General features: G+C 42.8%; 19 protein-coding genes and 1 pseudogene. 10 read left to right on the plus strand and 10 right to left on the minus strand.

Translation table 11 applies throughout. The annotated features are described in order from the left end of the window. Positions 1–185 precede the first annotated feature (185 nt). The gene (locus ACIG3F_RS11200; protein WP_005252969.1) at positions 186–758 is read right to left on the minus strand and encodes a peptidylprolyl isomerase A; all 573 of its coding nucleotides are present in this window, start codon (positions 756–758) and stop codon (positions 186–188) included. 103 nt (positions 759–861) lie between these two features. Here ACIG3F_RS11200 and ACIG3F_RS11205 point away from each other — a divergent pair, with 103 nt between their 5' ends. Next, positions 862–1536 carry an acetoacetate decarboxylase family protein gene (locus ACIG3F_RS11205; RefSeq protein ID WP_005252970.1) on the plus strand — a complete coding sequence of 225 codons (675 nt, stop codon included), beginning with the start codon at positions 862–864 and terminating at the stop codon, positions 1534–1536. A gap of 70 nt (positions 1537–1606) precedes the next feature. Here ACIG3F_RS11205 and ACIG3F_RS11210 read toward each other — a convergent pair whose 3' ends face one another. Beyond that, positions 1607–2677, minus strand: coding sequence for an alpha/beta hydrolase (locus tag ACIG3F_RS11210; RefSeq protein WP_004281951.1), 1071 nt, complete (start codon positions 2675–2677; stop codon positions 1607–1609). Between the two features lie 217 nt (positions 2678–2894). Between ACIG3F_RS11210 and ACIG3F_RS11215 the strand changes: the two genes are divergently transcribed. The 6 genes and pseudogenes from ACIG3F_RS11215 to ACIG3F_RS11240 all read left to right on the plus strand — a co-directional run bounded on the left by ACIG3F_RS11215 (position 2895) and on the right by ACIG3F_RS11240 (position 9445). Then, positions 2895–3395 carry a hypothetical protein gene (locus tag ACIG3F_RS11215; protein ID WP_005252972.1) on the plus strand — a complete coding sequence of 167 codons (501 nt, stop codon included), beginning with the start codon at positions 2895–2897 and terminating at the stop codon, positions 3393–3395. 1003 nt (positions 3396–4398) lie between these two features. Then, positions 4399–4947 (plus strand): nucleotide exchange factor GrpE, encoded by a 549-nt coding sequence (gene grpE, locus ACIG3F_RS11220; RefSeq protein ID WP_004647116.1) that lies wholly within the window; start codon positions 4399–4401, stop codon positions 4945–4947. A gap of 118 nt (positions 4948–5065) precedes the next feature. Beyond that, entirely contained in the window at positions 5066–7006 is a 1941-nt protein-coding gene (dnaK, locus tag ACIG3F_RS11225) for a molecular chaperone DnaK (RefSeq protein WP_114541700.1), read from the plus strand. Between the two features lie 146 nt (positions 7007–7152). Next, positions 7153–7992 (plus strand): annotated as a pseudogene (blaOXA, locus tag ACIG3F_RS11230) (OXA-134 family carbapenem-hydrolyzing class D beta-lactamase). Positions 7993–8053: 61 nt separating this feature from the next. After that, positions 8054–8962, plus strand: coding sequence for a matrixin family metalloprotease (locus tag ACIG3F_RS11235; RefSeq protein ID WP_278357763.1), 909 nt, complete (start codon positions 8054–8056; stop codon positions 8960–8962). Between the two features lie 105 nt (positions 8963–9067). Then, positions 9068–9445 (plus strand): hypothetical protein, encoded by a 378-nt coding sequence (locus ACIG3F_RS11240; RefSeq protein WP_162924842.1) that lies wholly within the window; start codon positions 9068–9070, stop codon positions 9443–9445. A gap of 56 nt (positions 9446–9501) precedes the next feature. On the opposite strand, the gene erpA is transcribed toward ACIG3F_RS11240, so the two are convergent. The 4 genes from erpA to ACIG3F_RS11260 all read right to left on the minus strand — a co-directional run bounded on the left by erpA (position 9502) and on the right by ACIG3F_RS11260 (position 13430). Then, positions 9502–9837: an iron-sulfur cluster insertion protein ErpA gene (gene erpA / locus ACIG3F_RS11245; RefSeq protein WP_004281944.1), complete on the minus strand. Its 336-nt coding sequence runs from the start codon at positions 9835–9837 to the stop codon at positions 9502–9504. A gap of 121 nt (positions 9838–9958) precedes the next feature. Next, a complete protein-coding gene (locus ACIG3F_RS11250) occupies positions 9959–10966 on the minus strand; it encodes a putative solute-binding protein (RefSeq protein WP_005104964.1) in 1008 nt (335 codons plus the stop codon). 194 nt (positions 10967–11160) lie between these two features. Next, on the minus strand, positions 11161–12171 hold the full coding sequence (locus ACIG3F_RS11255; RefSeq protein WP_005268232.1) for a putative solute-binding protein: 1011 nt from the start codon (positions 12169–12171) through the stop codon (positions 11161–11163). 254 nt (positions 12172–12425) lie between these two features. Next, positions 12426–13430 carry a putative solute-binding protein gene (locus ACIG3F_RS11260; RefSeq protein ID WP_005094847.1) on the minus strand — a complete coding sequence of 335 codons (1005 nt, stop codon included), beginning with the start codon at positions 13428–13430 and terminating at the stop codon, positions 12426–12428. Between the two features lie 217 nt (positions 13431–13647). Between ACIG3F_RS11260 and ACIG3F_RS11265 the strand changes: the two genes are divergently transcribed. Further along, entirely contained in the window at positions 13648–15579 is a 1932-nt protein-coding gene (locus ACIG3F_RS11265; protein ID WP_278357762.1) for an ATP-binding cassette domain-containing protein, read from the plus strand. Between the two features lie 342 nt (positions 15580–15921). Further along, positions 15922–17085 carry a zinc-dependent alcohol dehydrogenase gene (locus tag ACIG3F_RS11270; protein WP_396470076.1) on the plus strand — a complete coding sequence of 388 codons (1164 nt, stop codon included), beginning with the start codon at positions 15922–15924 and terminating at the stop codon, positions 17083–17085. Between the two features lie 1188 nt (positions 17086–18273). On the opposite strand, the gene gyrB is transcribed toward ACIG3F_RS11270, so the two are convergent. The 4 genes from gyrB to dnaA all read right to left on the minus strand — a co-directional run bounded on the left by gyrB (position 18274) and on the right by dnaA (position 24544). Further along, positions 18274–20745, minus strand: coding sequence for a DNA topoisomerase (ATP-hydrolyzing) subunit B (gene gyrB, locus ACIG3F_RS11275; protein ID WP_004728977.1), 2472 nt, complete (start codon positions 20743–20745; stop codon positions 18274–18276). Between the two features lie 56 nt (positions 20746–20801). Continuing rightward, positions 20802–21881, minus strand: a complete 1080-nt coding sequence (gene recF / locus ACIG3F_RS11280; protein WP_004728979.1) for a DNA replication/repair protein RecF — start codon at positions 21879–21881, stop codon at positions 20802–20804. Between the two features lie 28 nt (positions 21882–21909). Continuing rightward, on the minus strand, positions 21910–23058 hold the full coding sequence (gene dnaN, locus ACIG3F_RS11285) for a DNA polymerase III subunit beta (protein WP_004647129.1): 1149 nt from the start codon (positions 23056–23058) through the stop codon (positions 21910–21912). A gap of 109 nt (positions 23059–23167) precedes the next feature. Beyond that, positions 23168–24544: a chromosomal replication initiator protein DnaA gene (dnaA, locus tag ACIG3F_RS11290; protein WP_004281934.1), complete on the minus strand. Its 1377-nt coding sequence runs from the start codon at positions 24542–24544 to the stop codon at positions 23168–23170. A gap of 660 nt (positions 24545–25204) precedes the next feature. Here dnaA and rpmH point away from each other — a divergent pair. Then, on the plus strand, positions 25205–25339 hold the full coding sequence (gene rpmH / locus ACIG3F_RS11295) for a 50S ribosomal protein L34 (protein WP_000831329.1): 135 nt from the start codon (positions 25205–25207) through the stop codon (positions 25337–25339). The last annotated feature ends 10 nt before the right edge of the window (positions 25340–25349 follow it).

Raw genomic sequence — 25349 nt, forward strand, 5'->3', positions numbered from 1 at the left:
GTCTATCTCGTCGGTATGTGCTCATTATAGGGCAATTTCTTACACGTGCAAGCGCTTTTAACGCACAGGAATCACGAGTGTTTTATTTTTATGCACCAAATTGGTTCAATTCCATACAATTCATTACATAAGTACATATTTTTAAAACAGAAATATAAATTAAATATTTCTGCTTTATTCTATGCCTAATTTTTTACGACTGGTGCTTTAATCGTCACACTGGTGATTTTTACAGGGTTCACCGGCACATTTTGATGCATTCCATAGTTTCGGGTAGGTACTTTGGCAATCTGATCGACGATATCCATGCCTTTAGTGACCTTACCAAATACCGCATAGCCGGCATTTCTAGCAGAACGATCCAGGAAATCATTATCGACCAGGTTTACAAAGAATTGTGCTCGGGCAGAATCCGGCTGATTGGTACGGGCCATGGCTAAAGTACCGCGTTTATTTTGCAGACCATTCGATGATTCGTTTTTAATGGGTGCTTTGGTATTGGCTTTTTCCTGCATGTTCACATCAAAGCCACCACCCTGCACCATAAAACCTGGAATGACGCGGTGAAAAATCGTATCCTTATAGAAGTTGCTCTTTACATAGCTTTCGAAGTTCTTTGCCGAGATTGGTGCTTTGTCATTGAAGAGTTCAATTTCAATATTTCCAGATGAAGTCTTCATCTCAATAATCGTATTTTCAGCAAAGCTTGGCAGACTGACCGCAGCAAGTGCGATGACACATAATGATTTCTTTAACATTTATTAACTCATCTACTTAGAAGTAATGGTTGTGAATGACTATATATTAATCTTTTATAACTCATAATGCAGTGACCTGCCGACTAAAGACAAGAGAATAAGAATGAAGCATGCATTATTACAGGAGCAAAATATCCACCAGTTTCCACCTTGGCGTTTGCAGGGTGAGGGTTTTATTCTGAATTATTGGCTGACCCCAAGCTTTATTGAGCAAGCAAAACAGTTCCGTATTGCGCCTTCTCCGCTGGGTCGTATGGTCCAAGTCTTATTGGTGCGTTATCACGCTTCGCCGATTGGCCCTTATGATGAGTTACTGATTCTGGATCATCCTTTAATTAGTAAACGAAGCCTCAGCTCAATTCCTAAAATTTATGTGTCTACCCATGAGTCTGTGGTACACGGTCAGCATTTATGGGGCATTCCCAAAGAACATGCGCAGTTTGAATGGCAGGAAAAGGATCAGGAAGTGCTGTGTCAGATTCAGCATCAAAACCAGCATATGACGATTCGGCTGAAGAAAACCAAATCTGCACGCCAGTTCTACATTAATAGTCATCATATTCCAGCGTCTATGCTGAAGATTCAGCAAGCCTGGAAAGGGCAGCGTTTTCAGTTTAGTCCACAGTTCCGCGGTCACCTCTCTAAACTCTCGCAAGTAGAGTGGCAAGATGCCGAGAATATATTTCCAGACTTTTCCAAAGCCAAATTGCTGCAAAGCTTTTATGTCCCCAAATTCAATCTGATCTTTCCTGAAGCCCAGATCAACAGCAAAGTATAAGAACTGATAAAAACTTAGCTATAAAAAAAGGTGTTTCATGAGAAACACCTTTTGCGCTCGCGCCTTGGATTTAACTATTTTTGTCCCAGAATTTGCGGAAGTTTTTGCTGATCTCAATCACATATTTTTTGGCACGGCGAGAGATCGGCGTCAGGTTGATAAAACCATGTGCCTGATCGGTATATTCATGATAATGAACACTCACGCCATTCTGACGTAGTTTATGTGCATAGATTGAACCTTCATCATGCAGGACATCATGGCGTGCGGTAATTACATAACTTGGCGGTAAATTCCGCAATTCACCATAAGTAGGTGAAATCAGCGGATCATCCAGTTCAATCTGATGGGTTTGGGCATACATGAAGGTCACCAGATCAATATCCTGTTCCGAAAGTACCAGTCCATCTTTATAGGCATAAAAAGAAGGATGGCGACTTTTAAAGTCGACCGCCGGATAAAGCAAAAGCTGTGCTCGTGCGGCATAAGATTTACCTGCACTGCGCTGTGCCACCACAGTAGCCAGATTTCCGCCCGCACTGTCCCCTGCTACGGCAATACGATTTTTATAGATTTTTAGTTGGTTACTATGCTGATGTGCCCAAGCCAAGGCATCTTCACAAACCTGTACCATCTGCAAGGGGCTAAATTCTGGCGTCAGCGGATAAGCCACGCTTAGCACCTGCACTTTGGCATGTACTGCCAGCAAGCGACAGAATTCATCATGGCTGTCCAGACCGCCCACCATAAATGCACCGCCATGATAAAAAATCACCATCGGCAACTTCTTTTGTGGAGCTGGATGATAATGCCGGGCAAAGATGCTGCCACTTTGCAAAGGCAGGCGCAGCTCTTCGATGACTTTGACAGTAGTTGGTTTAGCCGCGATCGCTTTCATGCGTGCATCAAACAATGTGCGCGAATGAGCCAGATCCTCACTGATAAAACTGCTATGCCCCTGTTTTATCTGGATGGCCATCAGGCATTTAACCAATGGATCTAAATCAGGATAAACATGAGGATAATCCAGAGCCTTAACTAATGCTTCCTGTGCAATGCCAGGTAAGCGGTCCAGCATACGCGCTGCCGTCCCTTGTCCCTTTTCCATCACACTTTTCAGAACCGGAGGATTCACAGTCATTATTTTTAGTCCTTATTCTCTTAATTCTTCATAGTTTCTACACGATTAGCGTTTCAGTGACCATATTCTTATATAAGTCTTAATATCAATGTACATATAGCTTCTACTCGATACGTTACCCTCATTTATAAAAGATGTCATTGACCGTTTAAAGGTTATTTTTGACGTACTTTTGCGAGCTTAAGTATATTTTTTATTACAAATCGGGAGGATGCCTATGGCTAGCAAAATTCTAGCTCTGTCTTTGGCGACTGCATTTTTAGCTGTAGGCTGCGTCGCATTTCCTGAAGATGGTGGCTATTATGATGGCCGCTATGATCAGCGTTATGACCGTCGCTATGAACTGGACCGGCGTTATGAACAAGATCGTCGCTATGAGCGGCAACGTTGGGAATATGAACAGCAACGCAAACGCATTGAACTGGATCGACGTAAACAGGAATTACAACATCGCAATTGGGAGCAGGATCGTAAAAGACAGTTAGAGCTGGATCGACGTAAAAGCCAACTGGAACGACAGCGCCATGAACAGCAACGTAAAAATATCATGACGCAACGGCAAAAACAGGCAGAGGCAGAACGTAAACGTCGTCAGGATCTGGAGCGTAAACGTGTAACAGATCAACGCAGTAAAAAAGTCCAGCAAAATCGTTCTAATCAACGCTGGAATGACAACCGACGTCATCAAGAACAACGTTCACGCGATCGTCGCGATTAAGACTTGAATCATTTTCTGTATTAAAAGCCCAGACTGGGCTTTTTAAATGGAAAAAGATAGCTGCCAGATAGACAAAGGCCCTAAAGAAAATTTCTTTAGGGCCTTTGCAGAGGGTTATGTTAAACGAACTTCCACTTTGCTTATGCTTCTCAGCAATTCAACCAGAACATCCTATTCTCTATATAAATTATCCTATCGAATCAACTTGCTCTCATGAAGCGGACATTCACTATCCAAGCTGTAAGTTTTATCTTACAAACCGCTAAAATAGAGACGACTGATTCCAACAAATTCAAAAAAGGTAAATTCTGGACAAAAAAAGGCTTATCTAGAGAACAGGATAAGCCACGAAAACACATTTCAAAATAAGAAGAAACTACAGCGATAGAATCTAGAATAAATATTAATCAAAAGTTCATCTATTGTGAAAGACTTTATTGCTTAGATATTAATCGTTTTTATGTCTAATAAATAAATAGGCAAAAAAAAGCTGAGTTTTGGGGATACTCAGCTTGAAAAAAGCAACTCTAAAATAGGGCAACAGCAACCCGGTTCGGCTCTCTCCTCTGAACAAGGTCGCTGTTAATAGAAGTATGATGCAATTTTTTTACCAATACTTAAAACGGATTAAAATTATTAATTTGATTCAAAAATACGATTATTCATTTTTTATATTTATTTTCAAATACTTAATTCTTAGATTTAGTCGCTAATTAAATCTATTCAGTTCAAAATTCGGATTCATCGCTGCTGATGTCCGTGTATTTTATTCTCATCCTATCCTGCTGTTGTGTTCTGAATAGCTTGTTCTGCTATCCGCTGGATTCAGTATTTTGTATAAATCTTAAATTTAATCTGGGTCGACGCTTGAATTTTTACACCCTGCCCCGATTTCTTTAGGTAATCAAGAACTTCACAACCATGGCAGTTCAGCATAAACGCAGTGAACACTGAGGCCTAAGGACTGTACATGTTTAAGAACCCATTTAAACGGAGTAAATCAATGGCGACTGAGCAAAACGAGCAAGCTCAACAACTTGAGCAAGAGCAAGCGGAACAAGATACAGCGCAAACTCAAGCTGAAACCGAGCAGGCTGAAGTTTCCGTTGAGTCTTTACAAGAGCAGATTGCGCAGCTTGAAGGTGATTTAAAGTTAGAAAAAGCCCGTACCGCCAATGCAGTTTATGAAGCACAAAAGAGTGTTGAACGTATTCAGCGTGAATCTGAAAAGCATAAAGATACAGTTCTGGAAAAGTTCTCTAAAGAGCTTCTAGAAACAGTCGACAATCTGGAACGTGCCATTGTGGCTGCAGGTGAAGAGCAAACACCATTGCGTGAAGGTGTTGAACTGACCCTTAAATCTTTATTGCATACCTTGGAGAAATTTGGGGTTGTGGCAGTGGATACCAACAACGGTTTCAATGCGGATCTGCATCAGGCAGTCGGGATTGATCCAAATGCCAAAGCAAATGAAATTGGGACTGTTTTGCAAAAAGGCTACACGCTTAACAGTCGCTTATTGCGTCCTGCCATGGTGATGGTCGGCGCTTAAGCCAAATAAATTCGGGAGTTTGTGAAATTTTTCAAAAATTTTACTTGAAAAAAATCGAACGGCTCTCATATCGGATAACAAGTGTAAATCACAAAAAAATTTTAGAGGAAACATCCAAATGGCTAAAATCATTGGTATTGACTTAGGTACTACAAACTCATGTGTTGCAGTACTTGAAGGCGACAAAGTTAAAGTAATCGAAAACGCTGAAGGCGCGCGTACCACTCCATCTATTATTGCCTATAAAGATGGCGAAATTCTGGTAGGTCAATCTGCAAAGCGTCAAGCAGTAACGAATCCGAAAAATACATTGTTCGCGATCAAACGTTTGATCGGTCGTCGTTATGAAGACCAAGCGGTACAAAAAGATATCGGTCTGGTTCCTTACAAAATCATCAAAGCTGACAACGGTGATGCTTGGGTTGATGTCAACGACAAAAAATTGGCGCCACAACAGGTTTCTGCTGAAATCTTGAAAAAGATGAAGAAAACTGCTGAAGATTACCTGGGCGAAACCGTAACTGAAGCTGTTATTACTGTTCCTGCTTACTTCAACGATGCACAGCGTCAAGCAACTAAAGATGCAGGTAAAATTGCAGGTTTAGAAGTTAAACGTATCATCAACGAGCCAACTGCTGCGGCACTTGCGTTTGGTATGGACAAGAAAGAAGGCGATCGTAAAATCGCGGTTTATGACTTGGGTGGTGGTACTTTCGACGTTTCAATCATTGAAATTGCGGACCTTGATGGCGACCAGCAAATTGAAGTATTGTCGACTAACGGTGATACATTCCTAGGTGGTGAAGACTTCGATAACGCGTTAATCGAGTTCCTGGTTGAAGAGTTCAAGAAAGAACAAAACTTTAACCTGAAACAAGATCCACTGGCGTTACAGCGTTTAAAAGAAGCTGCGGAGAAAGCGAAAATCGAGCTTTCTTCTTCAAATGCAACTGAAATCAACCTTCCATACATCACTGCTGATGCGACTGGTCCTAAACACTTAGTGATCAACGTAACACGTGCAAAACTTGAAGGTCTGGTTGCTGACCTGGTTGCGCGTACCATTGAACCTTGCCGTATTGCGCTTAAAGATGCGGGTCTTTCGACTTCTGACATCTCTGACGTGATCCTGGTGGGTGGTCAGTCTCGTATGCCAATGGTTCAACAGAAGGTTCAAGAATTCTTCGGTAAAGAGCCACGTAAAGACGTAAACCCTGACGAAGCAGTCGCAATGGGTGCTGCGATTCAAGGTGCGGTACTTTCAGGTGACAAAACTGACGTACTTCTACTTGACGTAACTCCGTTGACACTTGGTATTGAAACTATGGGCGGCGTGTTGACTGCAATCATCGAGAAAAACACCACGATTCCTGCAAAGAAATCTCAAGTGTTCTCAACTGCTGCGGACAACCAGCCTGCTGTAGACATTTCAGTTTACCAAGGTGAACGTAAAATGGCGCAGCAAAACAAATTGTTGGGTAACTTCCAGTTAGGCGACATCCCACCTGCGCCACGTGGTGTGCCACAAATTGAAGTATCTTTCGACATCAATGCTGATGGTATATTGAAAGTATCTGCGAAAGACAAGAGCACTGGTAAAGAGCAATCGATCCAGATTAAAGCAAACTCAGGTTTGTCTGATGCTGAAATCGAAGCAATGATCAAAGATGCTGAAGCGAATGCTGAAGAAGACCGTAAATTTGAAGAGCTTGCAAAAGCACGCAACGAAGCGGATGCTTTAGTTGCTTCTTCACAAAAAGCAGTGAAAGATCTTGGTGAACAAGTGACTGCAGACGAAAAAACTGCAATCGAAACTGCGGTTTCTGAGCTTGAAGCTGCAACTAAAGAAAATGACGTTGAAGACATCAAAGCGAAAACTGAAGCGCTGCAAAACATCATCATGCCAATTACACAACGTGCATATGAAGCAGCGCAAGGCCAAGGCGGTGCGCAAGGTTTTGACCCGAATGCATTCCAAGGCGGCGAAGGTCAATCTCAAAAAGCGGACGACGGCGTTGTAGATGCTGAGTTCACTGAAGTGAAAGATGACAAAAAATAATTTGTCGCTTTAACTGAAAAAACCGCGCTTTCGCGCGGTTTTTTTATGTTTCGACTTGAAGGAATAAAATAAAAATTACCAAAATTTGATCGTATTTTCAGGAAAAGCTGTTTAAGTTAAATCAAACATTAAAATACCCTGAACCCATGAAAACTCTGATTTTTCTGCCTTTACTTAATTGCTTGAGCCTGACGGCGTGTACCTTACCTGTTTCATCTTCCCCATCTCATATCACTTCGACTCAATCGACTCAAGCCATTGCCCAATTATTTGATCAGGCGCAAAGCTCTGGCGTTTTAGTGATTCAGCGTGGTCAACAGGTACAGGTCTATGGCAATGATTCAAGTCGTGCAGGTACCGAATATGTTCCTGCCTTTACCTTTAAAATGCTCAATGCCCTGATTGGCCTGCAACATGGCAAAGCCACAACCAATGAAATTTTTAAATGGGATGGCAAGAAACGCAGTTTTTCAGCTTGGGAAAAAGACATGACTCTCGGCCAAGCCATGCAAGCGTCTGCTGTACCCGTTTATCAGGAACTGGCACGTCGTATTGGCCTTGAACTGATGCAACAGGAAGTACAACGCATCCAATTTAGTAATCAGTAGATTGGTCAACAGGTCGATAACTTCTGGTTGGTAGGCCCTTTGAAAGTTACTCCAAAACAGGAAGTCCAATTTGTTTCTGCGTTGGCCCGAGAGCAACTGGCCTTTGATCCTCAAGTCCAGCAACAAGTCAAAGCCATGTTATTTTTACAGGAGCGGAAAGCTTATCGACTATATGTCAAATCCGGTTGGGGCATGGATGTGGAACCGCAAGTCGGCTGGCTCACCGGCTGGGTTGAAACACCGCAGGCTGAAATCGTGGCATTTTCACTCAATATGCAGATGCAAAATGGTATAGATCCGGCCATTCGCCTTGAAATTTTACAGCAGGCTCTGGGCGAATTAGGGCTTTACCCAAAAGTGGGGCAGCAAAGCAAATAGGCATGGGAAAAGTATTAAAATTAAGCTATATTTTTAAAAAATAAACATTTAAATAAAAAATATGCGTCTTCTGCTCTGTCTGCTCGTGGTGGGATTGATCATGTCTGCCTATCTGCATATGCAGGCCAAAACCCATCCTCAACTGCGCTATAACTCGCTGGCTGATCGCTTGACGCATCCTTTCGATACCCGCTTACGTTTCCGGATTGATCAGGTCGATTCAGGCTTTGGACTGAGTAAAGATCAAGTGATTCAACTGAGCAAGGAAGCCATCGAGATCTGGCATCAGGGAAGCAATCGTGACGATTTGATGGTCTATGATGAAAATGCTAGGCTGAGTATTCACCTGATCTATGATCAGCGCCAGCAAGACTATGATGCCTTAAAGAAAGTCGAAAAACAGTTGCTGGCAGATGACGCCAAGTATCAACGTCAGGTCAAAAACCTGGAAGCATCCCATCAGCATCTGGAAAGTCAGCAGCAACGCCTGATCCAGCAAAGAGATCAGATCAATAGTGAATTTCAGGCCTTACAGCAACGACGCCGTCAGCCGAATTTATCTGCTTATGAGCGTGAGCAGATTGAATATGAAGTCTTGGCTTTACAGCGCAAATCGGAAAATTTTCAACGGGAACTTCAGTACCTGCAGGAACAGCAAAATTCCTTTAATATGAATGTTTCCATGCATCAACATGGTCTGCAAAACCATCAGCAGAATATCATTCAAGCCCAGCAGCGTTTCCCTGCCCGCGAATTTCATAAAGGTGTATTTATGGGCAATCAAATTCAGGTTTATCAGTTTGATGCAGAAGATGATCTCCGCCTGACTCTGGCACATGAACTCGGACATGCCTTGGGTTTGTATCACCATAATGACCCGGAAGCACTGATGTATCCGGTGCTGGGTAAACAGAATCTGCAACACTTTCAGCTACGACCTGCAGACAAGACCTTGCTTTATAACCGTTAAGTGATCAGCTTGAATTCCTTAATTAATTTAAGTGTATAAGTATTATAAAAAACACTCTATTCTGATTTCATGTTATTGTGATTGGCTACATTGTTTAGGCCATCTTTGGAGATTCGTGTGAGTTACTACCATATTTTAATTGAAGTAAATGACCACATTAGTACGATTGATGAAACCCGTGATATCGAGATCTTTGATATCGAGGACATCCAACCCTATCTTCATTCGATTTTGCTGCCTTATTTCAATGAACAACTGATTGAACTCGACGATGAAAATCTGGAATATAAAGATATTCTGCATTTGGAAATCAAACAGACCTTATTGCCGATTAATGACCTGATCGAAGAAGAACAGCGTCTGTTACCAAGTGATACCGACATTACCATTAGCGCCTATGAAATTTTTAATAACCGCGAGTTGAGTCAGGATGTCACCAGCGTGATCTTTGACCTGCTTGAAGCGGTAAAACTGGATAGCTAAACTTTTTCCATGCATAAAAAAAGTCCTCATTGAGAGGACTTTTTTTATGCATGGATTTAGATCGAGAATGAAGATCCACAACCACAGGTCGTGGTCGCATTCGGGTTTTGTACCACGAAACGTGAGCCTTCCAGACCTTCTAAATAATCTACTACCGAACCAACCAGATACTGATAACTCAGTGAATCGACCAGGACTTTAACATCGCCATTGGCGAATTCTGCATCATCTTCATTCTGGCTTTCTGCAAAGTTAAAGCCATAAGAGAAACCTGAACAGCCGCCACCGGTCACATAGACACGGAGCATTAAGTCTTGGTTACCTTCACTGTCACGCAACTGGCGTACTTTATTTGCGGCATTGTCGGTGAGCACAAGCGCTTGGGCATTCATGGCGGATTCCTCTGTTGAATGGAATGTCTTTAAAAAGAAAAGACCATATTTAAGTATAGCACACTCAATATATGGTCAGTCTCTACAGATTAAAAGTCAAATCAGAGTAATTTTATCAGGATTATTTGTAGTTCTCATCCTGTAAGGCACATTCAAAATTTGTCGGATTCTGTTTGCAACGGAATTGCCACAGCAATTTCATCATGCGTTTGTCATAAACGCCGCGTTTGGTCAGGTCAATTCGGGAATCCCGCATCATTTTCTGATAACCTGGTTTATCTGCCGCAGGAATATCCATCCAGTATTTCGAAGGAATATCCGCTTTCATTTTACCCAAAATACCAAAGGCACGTGGTAACTGGCTCTTGACCCATTCACGTGATTTTTGTCCGTATCCTGCCGGGAATTTATCAGGACGGATAATAATATTACCTGTAACCTGCAATACCGGATAATTCACAATCGCACCTTTACTACCCAACCCTTTATGTAATTCTAAAGGCTTAAATGCTGCAGCTGGTGCACCGATAATATCCACCTGACCATTGTTAAACATACTGGCAAAATTGCTGATTTCGGCACTCACTGCTTGTGCACCAACCTGCTGTACCATGATTTTTTGTGCTTCGTCATGGCTTAGTACCGCAATTTTTTTACCGGCTGCTTTGGCAACAGTATTGATACTGCGGTCGTTCACTAACAGAAAAGCATCACCTACCGGAATCACTCCAACAATTTCATATTTACCTTGCAGCATTTGTTTGGCGAAGGTGGGACTGGCCAGGCCCTGCATGACTTTAACCGCCAGATTCAGATCGGTGATAGCCCCGATTGCATCCAGAGAACCGGTAAACTTGTTAAATTGACGGCCACGCATTCCAGTCACACTAATGCCGTCACATTTCCCGGCTTTAAAATCTTCTGCGACCACGGCTTCATTAGTATTCACCCGCAATTCGACATCTGCCCCCCAGTTTTTGGCCGCCAACTGATAGTCTTTCATCACACTATAGACATCACCGTTTTTACCGACCAGATCAAATACGCAAATCACCTGTTTGGCTTGCGCCAGACCTGAAACAGCCAGTGTCGCTGTAGCCAATGCCAGTACTTTCCATCCTCTATGCATCATCTTCATTTCCTTATCGCTTGTTTTTGTTATTGAAGTTTTAGTCACATGTGATTGTTTTTTATATGAAACATTCGAATTTAATATTTAGATTAAGCTTAAGCTATTTTATTTGCTGCACAATGGCAGATCTGACCTGGTTCAGCCATAAAAAAAGCCTAGATCACTCTAAGCTTTTTGCTTTAAAAATCAGATTATTCGCCAGCCATTGAACATTCAAAGTTGGCCTTATCGACAGAACAACGGGCACGTTTTAATACTGACATCATGCTGGCATCATAGATTCCACGTTTGGTCATGTCCATCCGGCCATCACGTAACATTTTCTGATACTTGGTTTTATCTTCAACGTTCAGGTTCATTTTATATTTCGACGGAATACCGGCTTCCAGACGTTTGATCATGGCCATGCTCTTTGGCAGGTTTTTGATAAACCAGTCACGCGATTTCTGTCCAAAACCTGCGGGGAATTTTTCTGGACGAATCACAAAATCAGACGTCACATGCAGCACCGGGAAATTAAACATCGCGCCGTTATTACCCAGACCTTTATAGATTTCTAATGGCTTGTAGGCATAGGCAGGCGCACCCACCATATCCACCTGACCATTGTTAAATTTGGCCACAAAGTTGGACACATCGGAAATGACGGCCTGTGCACCGACGCGCTGTACCATGATTTTCTGGGCATCGTCATAGCCGAGTACGGCGAATTTCTTCCCTGCGGCTTTTTCAATCGAATTGATATTCTTGTCACGGACGAAAATAAATGCCGAACCCAGCGGAGAAATACCGGCAATTTCATATTTTTTGCCGCCCATATTGGTCACCATTTTGCCTGCATTACGTTTGTCGAGAGCAAAACTGATCGCACGCTGGGCAATAGCATTACTTGGTGCACCACCCAGTGCATCAATAGAACCGGCAAATTTATTGTATTGACGGGCACGCATGGCGGTCATAAACACGCCATCACATTTACCGGCCTTGAAGTCATTGTCGGCAACCGCTTCATCCTGACGGGCAATCAGATTAATTTCTGCGCCCCAGCCTTTTGCAGCCAGTGCCCATTCTTGTGCCATCTGGAAAGACTCACCGGATTTACCCAGTAAGTCAAACACACAGATATCGACTTTTTCTGCATGCGCCGCACTTGCAAAACCAAATGCAGAGAATGCAGCCAATGATAAGAGTGTTTTTTTCATTGTAGTTATCCTTTGAAATCTTGTTATTCGCTGAGTGTCCGTACACGGGACAAATATTAAGCAAGTTTAATTAAAAAAAATAGAGCATTTACTCCATTTAAAACCGGCATTTTGGCCTATAAAGATAAATCAGCAATAGTTGCCTAAGTTATTTTTAAATATATATTTAAATATCAATATCTTAATATTTAAAACTGCTTTCTTATAATTACATTTACCCAGATATAGTTACAAAGATATACATGATTTCAGATTTATTCGCCACCAATCGAACATTCAAAATTGGTTCTTTCTACCGTACAACGCGCGCGTTTCAATACGTTCATCATGCCCTGATCATAAATCCCCTGTTTGGTTAAATCGATCCGCCCATCACGCAGAATCTTTTGGTAGGCCACACGATCTTCACGGCTTAGATTCAGAATATATTTGCTTGGAATCTCAGCTTCCATGCGCTTGACCATGGCAAAGCTGCGCGGTAACTGTTTCACAAACCAGTTTCGGGATTGTGCGGCAAAGCTTGCCGGAAACTTTTCCTGACGAATAATCAGATCAGCAGTGACATTAATCACCGGAAAATTAATCATTGCGCCTTGACGGCCTAGTCCTTTCTGTAATTCCAGCGGTTTAAATGCATAAGCCGGTGCAGCGACAATATCCACTTCGCCCTGATTAAACTTGCGAATAAAATTGGAAATTTCCGACATGACCGGTACTGCTTCAATCCGGTCGACCATGATTTTTTGCGCATAGTCATAATGCAGCACGGCAAATTTCTTGCCTTTGACCTGTTCCAGTTTATTTAGAGTACGATCACGAACAAAAATATAGGCTGGGCCAATCTGACCAATACCCGCCACTTCGAATTTTTCTTTGCCAATCTGGGTGATCAGGCGTTTGCTATTGCGTTTATCCAGTACATAGCTGATGGCTTTCATGGCAATGTCATTATTCGGCACGCCGCCAATTGCATCAATCGATCCAGCAAATTTGTTATAAGCCCGGGCACGCATTGAGGTCATATAGAAGGCATCACATTTTCCGGCTTTGACGTCCTGATCGACCTTGGCTTCATCCTGATAAGCGCTTAGCTGAATTTCGGCACCCCAGCCTTTTGCTGCCAGCGCCCATTCCTCCAGCAGTTTGTAAGACTCACCAGATTTCCCCAGTAAATCAAAAACACAGACATTCACTCTGGCTTGAGTTGAAGTCGACACCAAAATGCCCAGTGCCGATAAAATTAAACATCCCTTTTTCATTTTTATTTGACTCTATGATATTTTTTGCTCCATCAGCCTGAACTATAAACCACTGTTCATGCATAAAATAGAGCTTTTACTCAACTTATGCGTCTATCCCAGATGAATTGACAGAGATGAAAAGCACAATCATTTCAGCAAAACCGGTAAGATTTTTCATTTTCACAGGGCTTTCCTTTAGAATAGGCGCATCTTATTTCTTAGCTTTGATTTCTCAATGATTCAGTTAGACCAGTTATCTATACGTCGCGGTGGACGTGTTTTATTTCAAAAAGCGTCGATGCAGTTACACCCAGGATGGAAAATTGGCCTAACCGGTGTCAATGGTGCCGGGAAATCAACCCTGTTTTCAGCCTTGCTGGGCGGCATGGAGTCAGATACGGGTTCATTGACCCGTCCTGCGGTGTGGACCGTGGCGCATATGGCTCAGGAAATTAAAGCGCTGAATATGAAAGCCATTGATTTCGTATTATCAGGTGATGAAGAATACTGGGAGATTCAGCAGAAACTTGAGCAGCCAGATCAACTGGATGATGCAGAACTAGGGCATTTATATGGCCGTTTTGATGAAATTTCAGGTTATTCAGCTCCTGCCAAAGCCTCGCAATTGATGGCGGGTCTGGGCTTCTTTGAACATCAATCACAACTGGATGTTTCAAGTTTTTCCGGTGGCTGGCGTATGCGTCTGAATCTGGCACGTACCCTGATGAGCCGCTCAGACTTACTGCTCCTCGATGAACCGACCAACCATCTGGACTTGGATGCGATTCTCTGGCTCGAAGACTGGCTCAAGGCTTATGAAGGTACGCTGGTGCTGATTTCACATGACCGAGACTTCCTCGATGCGATCACCGATCATATTTTACATATCGAAAATCAGGAACTGACTTTATATACCGGCAACTACTCGACTTTCGAGCGTACCCGCAGTGAACGTCTGGCGCAGCAGCAACAGGCGTATGAAAAGCAGCTGGAAACCCGCGCGCATCTGCAAAAATATATTGACCGTTTTAAAGCGCAAGCGACCAAAGCCAAACAGGCTCAAAGCCGGATTAAACAGCTGGAACGCATGCAGGAACTGTCTGCTGCGCATGTCGATACACCATTTACTTTCAGTTTCCGTGAACCGACCAAAATGAGTTCACCGTTATTGCAACTGGAACATGCCGATATTGGTTATGGCGACAAGCTGATTGTGACCAATGTAAATTTACAGATCACGCCAAACAGCCGGATCGGTTTACTCGGGATGAATGGTGCTGGTAAATCCACACTGATTAAATCGCTGGTCGGTGACCTGAAACTGATTCAAGGTCTGCGTAAAGATTCAGAACTATTGAATATTGGTTATTTTGCCCAGCATCAGATGGATGCATTGGATGGCAATGCCAGCCCGATGTTACAGCTGGCACGTATTGCCGATAAAAAAATCAATGAAGCCAGTCTACGTTCATTTTTAGGCAGCTTTGGTTTTAGCGGCGAACGTATGGATACGCCGAGTGAAAGTTTTTCGGGTGGTGAACGTGCACGTTTGGCCCTGGCGCTGATTGTTTGGCAGCGTCCGAATGTACTGATTCTGGATGAGCCGACCAACCATTTAGACCTGGATATGCGTCATGCACTGACTATGGCCTTGCAAGATTTCCAGGGTGCCGTAGTTCTGGTTTCGCATGAACGTCAGCTGATTGCCAGCGTCTGTGATGAACTGCTACTGGTACATAATGGTCAATGCCGTGAGTTTGATGGTGATCTCACTGCCTATGCTGACTGGTTACGCCAAGCCCGTATTGAAATGATCAAAAATGGACAGAAGCCAGCAGAACCGGTGAAATCCCAAGTCGAAGTCAAACCGACCATTTCCAAACTGGACAAGGAAGCACAACGTAAAGAAGCTGCTCGCCAGCGTGAACTAAGTCGTCCGATTCGCAAGAATATTGAAAAATGCGAAGCACAGATGGCCAAACTGCAGCCACGACTGGCTGAAATTGAAACCCTGCTAGGTGACAGTGCTTTATACGAAGCATCACGTAAAAATGATTTGCTGAAACTAATGAATGAGCAAACCGAGCTAAAAGCCAAACTGGAAACAGCCGAAGAACAGATGCTGGAACTGATGATGGAACTGGAAAATCTGGAACAGTCGTTCTAAACCCCTTTTAGTAAGATTCAAGATAAGAGATGAATAACCAACGTTGTTCATCTCTTTTTTATTCATTATTTTTAATGTTTTATCTTCCATTTTCACCCCCCTGTATTTTTTATCTAGTTCTAGATTGTTCTTTAATTCTGTTCTTTTCTACCCATTCAACACATGGGGTCATGAATTACGCAAACCCTATATAAGTTTATTTTTTAAACAGTTGGATGTCTTATTTTATACATTAATTTACAGCGTGCTGTTTCATCCTAAGGCTCTAATACAAGTGTTTTTTAATTTTTGGCAGCCTTGCTACGAGTCTGTTTAATGTTGAACTAAAGAGAGGAAATCCGCATGCGTGCTCTTACCTATCATGGTGCTCGGGATGTACGAGTTGAATCCGTTCCAGATCCAGTGATTCAGGAACCAGATGACGTTATTTTAAGGGTGACAGCCACCGCCATCTGTGGCTCAGATCTGCATTTATACCGGGGGAAAATCCCGGCCACTGAAGACGGTGATATTTTCGGCCATGAATTTATGGGAATTGTAGAAGAAGTCGGCCCTGAAGTAACTGAAGTCAAAAAAGGTGACCGGGTGATTATTCCCTTTGTAATCGCATGCGGTCACTGTTTTTTCTGTGAACATGAACTCATGGCTGCCTGCGAAAATACTAATACCGGCCGTGGTGCAATTCTCAATAAAAAACAGATCCCACCAGGGGCAGCTTTATTTGGCTTTAGCCATCTGTATGGTGGTGTACCGGGTGGTCAAGCCGAATATGTGCGGATTCCCAAAGGCAATGTCGGACCATTTAAGGTGCCGGGTTCCCTGCCTGATGAAAAAGTATTATTCCTGACCGATATTCTGCCAACTGCGTGGCAAGCAGTGAATAATGCCCAAGTCGGTCGAGGTTCCAGTGTCGCCATTTATGGTGCTGGCCCGGTCGGTCTGCTGGCTGCTGCCTGCGCGCGGATGCTCGGTGCCGAGCAGATTTTTATGGTTGATCACCATCCTTACCGTCTGCGTTTCGCACATCAAACCTATGGGGTGATTCCGGTCAATTTTGATGAAGTCGATGCCGCTGAATTTATCATTCAAAATACCACGGGTTATCGTGGAGTCGATGCCGTCATTGATGCGGTCGGTTTTGAAGCCAAAGGTAGCATGCTGGAAACCGTAATGACCAACCTGAAATTAGAAGGTTCGAGTGGTTCAGCGCTAAGACAATGTATTGCAGCGGTCCGCCGCGGCGGTGTGGTGAGTGTACCTGGTGTTTATGCCGGTCCAATTCATGGCTTCCTGTTTGGTGATGCCTTTGACAAAGGTTTAACCTTTAAAATGGGACAAACCCATGTGCATAACTACTTGCCGCAGTTGCTAGAACATATTGAAAATGGAGATCTGTCTCCAGATCTGATTATTACCCATCGCATGAAACTGGAAGATGCTGCGGAAGGTTACCGTATTTTTGATAAAAAGGAAGAAGACTGCCGTAAAGTGATTCTGACGCCATAAATATGATTAAAAAAAAGCGCCGTCAGGCGCTTTTTTATTTTTCATCGTCATTTTATCAATCCTCTTTTTCTTGTTCCTAATCAATATCATTTCAGCGATTCCCTCCCTCTTTTCTATCGAGTAATAAAAGAAATGCCCGATTTTCAATAATGAAATCAAGAAATAACTCAAAAATGAGAAATAAAAAAGTTAAGCAAAAATCGATAAAAGTATGATTTTAAATAAAAATGAAAGTTCACTTGATTATTAAATCAATTATGTAGTTTAGCTACATCTTGAGTTTTTAGTTAACAATATGTTCCACGGTAATGATTAGAGAAACTACACTATATTTACAAGTATTTAATTTATAATAATTTTTTATTTTAAAGCCAATCCAAGGAATAGTCTGGTCATACTAGCAATATATCGCCAAATCTAGCTTTAAATTTAAAATGCTATTTTAAATTTAAAAACACTTATCCACAAGATAATCGATTTCAAATTTGAATTTAAAATAAAGAATTAATACGTGGATTAAAGCTTGCGGAAAAATACTATCTTATTCACATAAAAATTATGGATAACTTTAGAGTTATCCACATCTCTGATCAGGCTTTCTAGATGCTTGAAGCAATATTATTCACGTATTATTTAGCGTATTAGACCAAGTTTCTTATAAGCTATTGAAAATTTAAAATTTAAAATTTAGTTTTAGCAGCTTTTTATTTATTTTTGAGATATTGGATCTTCTGAATAGGCGATTTATTATTTTTTAGTCGAATCCACCTAAAGTATTCGATCTGTTTTTATTACACGCATCTTTAAATACCACTTTGACTGATCCAGTTTTCACCTAGTGTCGTGAACTGCATGCAAACTTCTCATCGTATAAAGAACGTCTTTCTACCTCACTTTCCTATTCAAAAATTATTTTAGAAGTTCTGATGCAGATCATTTTTATAACGATAGATTCACTCCAGATTTCAGGTATTCTCCCGAGTTGGTAATCTCTATACATAAACCCTTTCTTAGAGTCGATTTGGCTTACTCAACTTGGCTTTTTAAAACCTAAATGAACCCGTTCCATATCTAAAAATCGGTCCAAAATTACTTTATTTTGCCTAGCTCACAGGATATGAGTAAAAAATTGGTCTAAAAAAAGCGCCTCGAAAGGCGCTTTTTTATATCTGATTTTATCCTGAAGGGTTATGCATCAATATCTGCATTCAAGGCATTTTCTTCAATGAAAGCACGACGTGGTTCTACGTCATCGCCCATCAAGCAAGAGAACATACGATCCGCTTCAATCGCATCGGTAACTGTCACTTGCAGCATGTTACGGTTGTCTGGATCCATGGTGGTTTCCCACAACTGTTCCGCATTCATCTCACCCAGACCTTTATAGCGCTGGATCATCATGCCACGACGTGAGTCCTGCAAGATATGCTGCCAAACCTGATGGAAATTGCTAACCTGAATCTTGCGGTCGCCTTTTTGTAAATATGCACCCTCTTCAAGCAGGCTAAACCAACTCTTCGAGTTCTTTAATAAACGTGCATATTCACTTGAACCTAACAGTACTGAGTCTAACAGGTAGCTATGTGGCAAGTTATGTACATAGATCGTGATACGTGGCAACCAGCTTGCAGTTTTTTGACCATCTGCCAGTTCTTTTTCAAAACGTTCTAGGGTTAATTCTGGACGTAATGTAGGCTGAATGGCTTCAATCGCTACACGTAGATTCTCACCCCATGTTTCCACATAGTTTTTGTCTTCCAGCTGATCCAGCTTAAAGCCTTCCAGTGACAGTAGGGCATCAAGCAGACTCGCAGGATAACGTTGGGTCAAACGTGCCAAGCTCTTCTGGGAAGTCTGATAATCAGCAATCACATTCGCCAGTGCTTCACCACGAATCGCAGGCGCTTCTGCACTGATATGCAGTTCCAGCTCATCAATCGCATTCGAAATTAGGTAAGTCTCCAGTGCATCATTGTCCTTGATGTACTGTTCCTGCTTACCTTTTTTCAGCTTATATAATGGTGGCTGTGCGATATAAATATGACCACGTTCCACAAGTTCCGGCATTTGACGGAAGAAGAACGTCAACAGTAAGGTACGGATATGCGAACCATCCACGTCAGCATCGGTCATGATAATGATTTTGTGATAACGCAGTTTGTCCGGATTATATTCTTCACGACCAATACCACAGCCCAATGCGGTAATCAGCGTACCGACTTCAGCAGAGGAAATCATGCGGTCAAAACGGGCACGTTCCACGTTCAGGATCTTACCTTTCAGCGGTAAAATCGCCTGCATTTTACGGTTACGACCTTGCTTTGCCGAACCACCTGCAGAATCACCCTCGACCAAGTATAGCTCAGACAATGCTGGATCTTTTTCCTGACAATCGGCCAGTTTACCTGGAAGACCGGCAATATCCAGCGCACTCTTACGACGTGTCATTTCACGTGCTTTACGCGCTGCATCACGCGCACGTGCTGCATCAATGATCTTGCCAGCAATCGCTTTGGCTGCTTGTGGATTTTCCAATAAATATTCAGAAAATGCCTTATTCATGGCCTGTTCGACAGCCGTTTTTACTTCACTCGACACCAGTTTTTCTTTGGTCTGTGAAGAGAATTTTGGATCAGGCACCTTGACTGACACAATGGCAGTCAAGCCTTCACGTGCATCATCACCCGATACCGCAACTTTTTCCTTTTTCAGGATATTTTCGCTGTCCATGTAGTTATTTAAACCACGGGTCAACGCAGCGCGGAAGCCGGCCAAATGCGTACCACCATCCTTTTGCGGGATGTTATTGGTAAAGCAACGCACATTTTCCTGATAAGAATCATTCCATTGTAATGCGACTTCTACCGTAATACCGTTGTCGGCCTGTGCAGCAGTGAAGTGGAAGATATCATTCAGGTGCGTTTTGCCTTCGTTAATATATTTAACGAACTCAGATAAACCACCTTCGTAGTCATAGACATTCTCAAGATTGACGCGTTCATCACGCAGGACAATACGTACACCCGCGTTTAAGAATGACAATTCACGTAAACGACGCGCTAAAATATCAACATTGAAAATGGTTTGACTAAAGGTTTCAGCACTTGGGTAGAAACGTACTGTTGTACCCGATTTATCAGTTGTACCTGTTTCACGTAATTTATAAACAGGATCACCATGACGGTATTCCTGTTCATAAGTTTTGCCCGCACGGCTAATATTTAATAGCAGTTTTTCAGACAGCGCATTGACCACCGAAACACCAACGCCATGCAGACCGCCAGAGACTTTATAACTGTTGTCGTCGAACTTACCACCGGCATGCAGAATGGTTAAAATTACTTCTGCTGCAGACACGCCTTCTTCAGGGTGAATGTCGGTCGGAATACCACGACCATTATCAGATACTGAAACCGATTCATCTTCATGGATCGTCACTATAATTTCATCACAGTGGCCTGCCAAGGCTTCATCAATCGAGTTATCGACTACTTCAAACACCATGTGGTGCAGGCCTGTACCATCGTCTGTGTCACCAATGTACATGCCCGGACGCTTACGTACTGCGTCTAAACCACGTAATACCTTGATGCTAGAGGAATCATAAGCCTTTTCAATGGTTTGTTCTGTTTGAGAAGCAGCTTGATCTTCTGAACTCATGGTTTCTCCCTAGTGAAAAATAGGTCTATCCAAAGATGGGTAAAACTCAAAAAATATTATTGCACAACTTGAACTGTACCGTTTTCAACACTGAATAACTGATATGAGATAGACAAATCATGTAAGTGCTTTTGTACTGATTCATGGTCTAAGGTGGTAATAAAAACTTGACTACCAAGTTGGCTCAATCGCTCAATTAAACGTTGTTGTGCGGTTAAATCTAATTCTGCTGTCACATCATCTAATAATACCACAGTTTCCTTATTACAAGAATGGAGCATTGCGATTTGCGACAGTTTTAGTGCGATCATCAGCAGCTTTTTCTGACCCCGCGACAGGATCACGTCGGCATCCCCCATCGGGGTCTTTAAACGCAAATCCGCGCGATGTGGACCATATTCGGTATAGCGTCGCTCACAGTCTTTTTCATGCTGGTTGGTCAGATCATTCAGCAGGCCAGTTTCACTGTGAAAGCCCGGACTGTATTCCAGACTGACTTGCAAATCAGGTAATAACTGTTTCAGGTCATCTTCAAAAAAGGGCTTCCATTGTTCCACGATCCCGACACGTTGCGAATGTAAAATTTCACCATATTCACTGAGCATCTGGTTCCACGGTTCCAGATCTGACAGACTGAGAAAGCGTTTGCTTTTGAGCAAACTATTTCGCTGTTTCAGCGCACGAGAATAATATTGCCAGGCATGATAAAACTCTGGTTCCACGTGGAACATTAACCAGTCAAGGAGTTGGCGTCGTGGTTTAGCACCATGATCGATAATATCGGTGCTTTGCGGATCAATCAGCTGCAAGGGCAACAGTTTGGCCAGCTGTCCCTGGGTTGCGACCAGATCACCATTGACCTTGATCAGTTGCTCCCCGCTGGCCATTTTTTGCATGCCAATTTTTTCAGTCGCAGACTGTGCAAATACAATCGCATCCTGCGCGCCATGCTGGATATAATTTTTCGGGATATGGGTACGGAAGGAACGACCGGCAGCCAGTAAATGAATCGCCTCTAAAATCGAGGTTTTACCTGAACCATTTTGCCCATAAAAAACATTAAACGGCTGCAATCCGTGGAGAGCAACCGTCTTTAAATTCCGCACACGCTCAATATGTAAACGCGTAATATGCATGTCTTATATGAATATCAGAAGCCGCGGCTTAAACACGCATCGGCATGACGACATAAGTCTGATCAGTATGCGCCGGGTCTTGTACTAAGACAGACTGATTCGCTTCAGTCATAGTCATTGACACATCATCGCCATCCAGCACACCGAGGACTTCAATCAGATACTGCGCATTGAAGGACATTTCTAGCGGTGAATCGGCATATTGAATCGCCAGGTCTTCAATCGCTTCATCCTGCTCCGGGTTATTGGCACGAAGTTGCAAAGAATCAGCATTGAAGTTCAGAAACACACCGCGAAGTTTTTCATTACTTAAAATCGCCACACGCTGCAAAGACTGCTTGAACACGTCATGTGCGATCATCACGACTTTGTCGCCCCCACGTGGAATCACACGGCGGTAGTCCGGGAACTTACCATCAATCAGCTTGGTAGTGAAACGCACGGTAATGTTCGCCTGTTCCTTGTCACGGCTTGGCATATTGATGGTCACATTGAGCAGTTCACGACCAATCAATAGAGATAATTGCTCATCTTCAACGCTGAGCAGGCGCTGTAATTCTGCAACGGCCTTACGTGGCACAATTGCCTGAATCGGCTGTGCTGCAGTGGATTGTGCTGCTGTTTCACACAGTGCTAGGCGGTGGCCATCGGTGGTCACAGCACGTAGCTGATTGGCATCAATTTCCAGCAAAGTACCGGTCAGGTAAAAACGCACATCCTGAACTGCCATGGCAAAGGCGGTTTTTTCGAACAGGCGTTTAAGTTCACGCTGTGTCACCGTCACTTGCGTGCCTTGGGTGTTTTCAGTGTTCAGTAATGGATAATCATCAGCAGGCAAGGTACCCAGTACAAAACGACTGTTGCCTGATTTAAGGATGCAGCGCTGATCTTCAGTAATATGCAAATCCACCAATGCCGCTGAAGGAAGTGACTTACAGATATCAATCAGCTTACGTGCAGGAACTGTGGTCTCGCCTTCCTGCAGACATGCACCTTCAGCCAGTGCTGTACTCGCCACCAGTTCGACTTCCAGGTCGGAACCGGTCACGGTCAATGCTTGCGTAGTCACCTGAATTTTCAGGTTAGACAGGATATTCAAGGTATGGCGACGTTCAACCGCTCCTACGACATGTGAGAGAACATTCAGTAAGCTTTCTTTCGCGATTTTTAAACGCACAGTGCATTCCTCTAAAGCTGAAGATTAATATAGAAAAAGTGATTTTTTTGACGGTTTACTATGCGGCAAAAGCAGCCGCATAGCAAGAATAGAATTTGAGCGATTTAGGTCAACTTTGCAACAGACGCTGCAGGTTTTTATAGTCTTCGTTAAAGATCGGATCTTCTTCACGCAGGCTTTGTACTTTCTCGCAGGCATGCATCACGGTACTGTGATCACGACCGCCAAAAGCCATGCCAATTTCCGGAAAACTGTCGCCGGTTAATTCACGTGCCAGCCCCATCGCCAGCTGACGTGGGCGGGCATAAATCCGGGTACGTTTTGGACCGACCAGTTCTTTCAGTGGAATCCGGAAATACTCACTCACCACACGCTGAATATTTTCAGTACTGATGGTACGGGCACGAATTGCCAGCACATCTTTTAAAGATTCACGCACCACATCCAGATCAATTGGCGTACCTTTAAAACGTGAAATCGCCACCACTTTGTTCAGCGCACCTTCCAGCTCACGCACGTTAGCCACCACCTGCTGGGCAATAAACAGCGCACAGTTACGTGGTAAATCGACCTGGTTGCTTTCTGCTTTTTTCAGCAGAATTTCAATTCGGGTTTCAATATCTGGCGGTTCAACCCCGACCGACAAGCCCCAAGAAAAACGTGAAACCAGACGTGGATCCAGCTCTGTCAGCTCTTTAGGATAACGATCCGAAGTCAAAATAATTTGCTTGGATTCATCCAAAAGTGCGTTAAAGGTGTAGAAAAATTCGACCAGACTGGCCTCTTTACCGGCCAGCAAGTGAATATCATCGACCAGTAATAAATCCAGAGAACGGCAGTTTTTCTTAAACTCTTCGACTTTACCCTGCTGCAACGAGCTGACAAAGTCCTGTACAAAACTTTCTGCGGTCATGTACATGACGCGTGCATTCGGCTTGGCCTGCAACAGCGCATTGCCGACCGCCTGCATCAAGTGGGTTTTACCCAGACCGGTCGGACCATATAAAAATAACGGGTTGTGCTGTGAAGCCCCCAGCTGGGTCAGTACCTTGCGACAGGTTTCTGCTGCCATCTGGTTCGATCGGCCTTCCACAAACAGCGAGAAGGTAAACAATGGATTCAACTGACGTCTACGGCTATTTTTGCCGCTGTCTTCTTTTTCTTTCTTCGGCTTCGGCACTGGCATCGGTGTCGAGGTCAATGCCGCAGTCGTGGTCGCCGGTTGTTCACTGGCAGATAAAATCGCCCCTGGACGTGAATCGACCAAAATCTCGACCTTGCGTACCCGTCCTTCAGACAACTGTTCTGCCAGAATCGTAATCAGTTCCAGATGATGTTCCTGAATGTAACGCGTCCAGTAAGGATTAGGTGCATACAAACGCAAGCTGTCTTCCAGCTCTTCTGCAACCAATGGGCGAATCCACATTGTAAAGACATTTCCAGAGAGCTCTTGTCGCAGGCGATTTAAGCAGTCCGTCCAAAGCATGTGAATCCCCTATTCATTCCATTGTTCATTCAAAAAAGATGACCGCGACCAAAAGCGGGTCGCCATTCTAACCAAGTTATCCACATCTGTCATGGCAATTTCCACAAAAACTGTGCAAAAAGAAATCAACATGTATGAATTTAAATTTAAAACCCAGTGTGGATAAGTTTATCCGCAAGCTGTGGATAAAATATATCATAAAGTTATCCACAAAGTATAAAATTAATAGAAACAGTTTTATCCACAATATAAGTTTATGTTTAATTAAATAAAAATTGGCTTATCCATAGAAAAAGTGCTCCCTAATAGTAATAAATTTAAATTTATAAATTTGAATTTATTTATAAGATCACTAGTTTTTGTGGATAACTCAAAAAACTTCAAATTTAAATTCAAAACCGTAAGTTAAATTTAAACTCTGGATAACATGTGGATAACTTTGTTGATAGAGTTGTTTATAACTTATATATATTTATATAACAATAACTTAATTTGTGATTAACTTGAATTGAACTATTTTTTATTCAGTTCTTTGAAAAACCAGGGTCTTTATCTTTTTTGATCTTATTTGAAAAGAAAACCGCTTTTGCATTGACAGCTCAAGCAATGAGCACTAAAATCGCGGACCTTCACAGAAAGATCATTTTTTGGAGTTTCAATATGAAACGTACATTCCAACCGTCTGAATTAAAGCGTAAGCGTGTTCATGGTTTCCGTGCTCGTATGGCTACTAAAGCTGGTCGTCAAGTATTAGCTCGCCGTCGTGCAAAAGGTCGTCATAGCTTAACTGTTTAATCAGTTACGC

It is taken from the genome of Acinetobacter sp. NPDC052428 (genome assembly GCF_044547685.1).
Taxonomy (GTDB): domain Bacteria; phylum Pseudomonadota; class Gammaproteobacteria; order Pseudomonadales; family Moraxellaceae; genus Acinetobacter; species Acinetobacter lwoffii_G.

Bases quoted from the DNA above. Each gene is read 5' to 3' on its own strand.
- ACIG3F_RS11265 (WP_278357762.1), top strand. From the start codon at position 13,648: ATGATTCAGTTAGACCAGTTATCTATACGTCGCGGTGGACGTGTTTTA.
- ACIG3F_RS11210 (WP_004281951.1), bottom strand. From the start codon at position 2,677: ATGACTGTGAATCCTCCGGTTCTGAAAAGTGTGATGGAAAAGGGACAA.
- ACIG3F_RS11205 (WP_005252970.1), top strand. From the start codon at position 862: ATGAAGCATGCATTATTACAGGAGCAAAATATCCACCAGTTTCCACCT.
- grpE (WP_004647116.1), top strand. From the start codon at position 4,399: ATGGCGACTGAGCAAAACGAGCAAGCTCAACAACTTGAGCAAGAGCAA.
- erpA (WP_004281944.1), bottom strand. From the start codon at position 9,837: ATGAATGCCCAAGCGCTTGTGCTCACCGACAATGCCGCAAATAAAGTA.
- gyrB (WP_004728977.1), bottom strand. From the start codon at position 20,745: ATGAGTTCAGAAGATCAAGCTGCTTCTCAAACAGAACAAACCATTGAA.
- ACIG3F_RS11215 (WP_005252972.1), top strand. From the start codon at position 2,895: ATGGCTAGCAAAATTCTAGCTCTGTCTTTGGCGACTGCATTTTTAGCT.
- dnaK (WP_114541700.1), top strand. From the start codon at position 5,066: ATGGCTAAAATCATTGGTATTGACTTAGGTACTACAAACTCATGTGTT.
- ACIG3F_RS11250 (WP_005104964.1), bottom strand. From the start codon at position 10,966: ATGCATAGAGGATGGAAAGTACTGGCATTGGCTACAGCGACACTGGCT.
- ACIG3F_RS11200 (WP_005252969.1), bottom strand. From the start codon at position 758: ATGTTAAAGAAATCATTATGTGTCATCGCACTTGCTGCGGTCAGTCTG.
- ACIG3F_RS11270 (WP_396470076.1), top strand. From the start codon at position 15,922: ATGCGTGCTCTTACCTATCATGGTGCTCGGGATGTACGAGTTGAATCC.
- ACIG3F_RS11235 (WP_278357763.1), top strand. From the start codon at position 8,054: ATGCGTCTTCTGCTCTGTCTGCTCGTGGTGGGATTGATCATGTCTGCC.
- rpmH (WP_000831329.1), top strand. From the start codon at position 25,205: ATGAAACGTACATTCCAACCGTCTGAATTAAAGCGTAAGCGTGTTCAT.
- ACIG3F_RS11260 (WP_005094847.1), bottom strand. From the start codon at position 13,430: ATGAAAAAGGGATGTTTAATTTTATCGGCACTGGGCATTTTGGTGTCG.
- ACIG3F_RS11255 (WP_005268232.1), bottom strand. From the start codon at position 12,171: ATGAAAAAAACACTCTTATCATTGGCTGCATTCTCTGCATTTGGTTTT.
- recF (WP_004728979.1), bottom strand. From the start codon at position 21,881: ATGCATATTACGCGTTTACATATTGAGCGTGTGCGGAATTTAAAGACG.
- dnaA (WP_004281934.1), bottom strand. From the start codon at position 24,544: ATGCTTTGGACGGACTGCTTAAATCGCCTGCGACAAGAGCTCTCTGGA.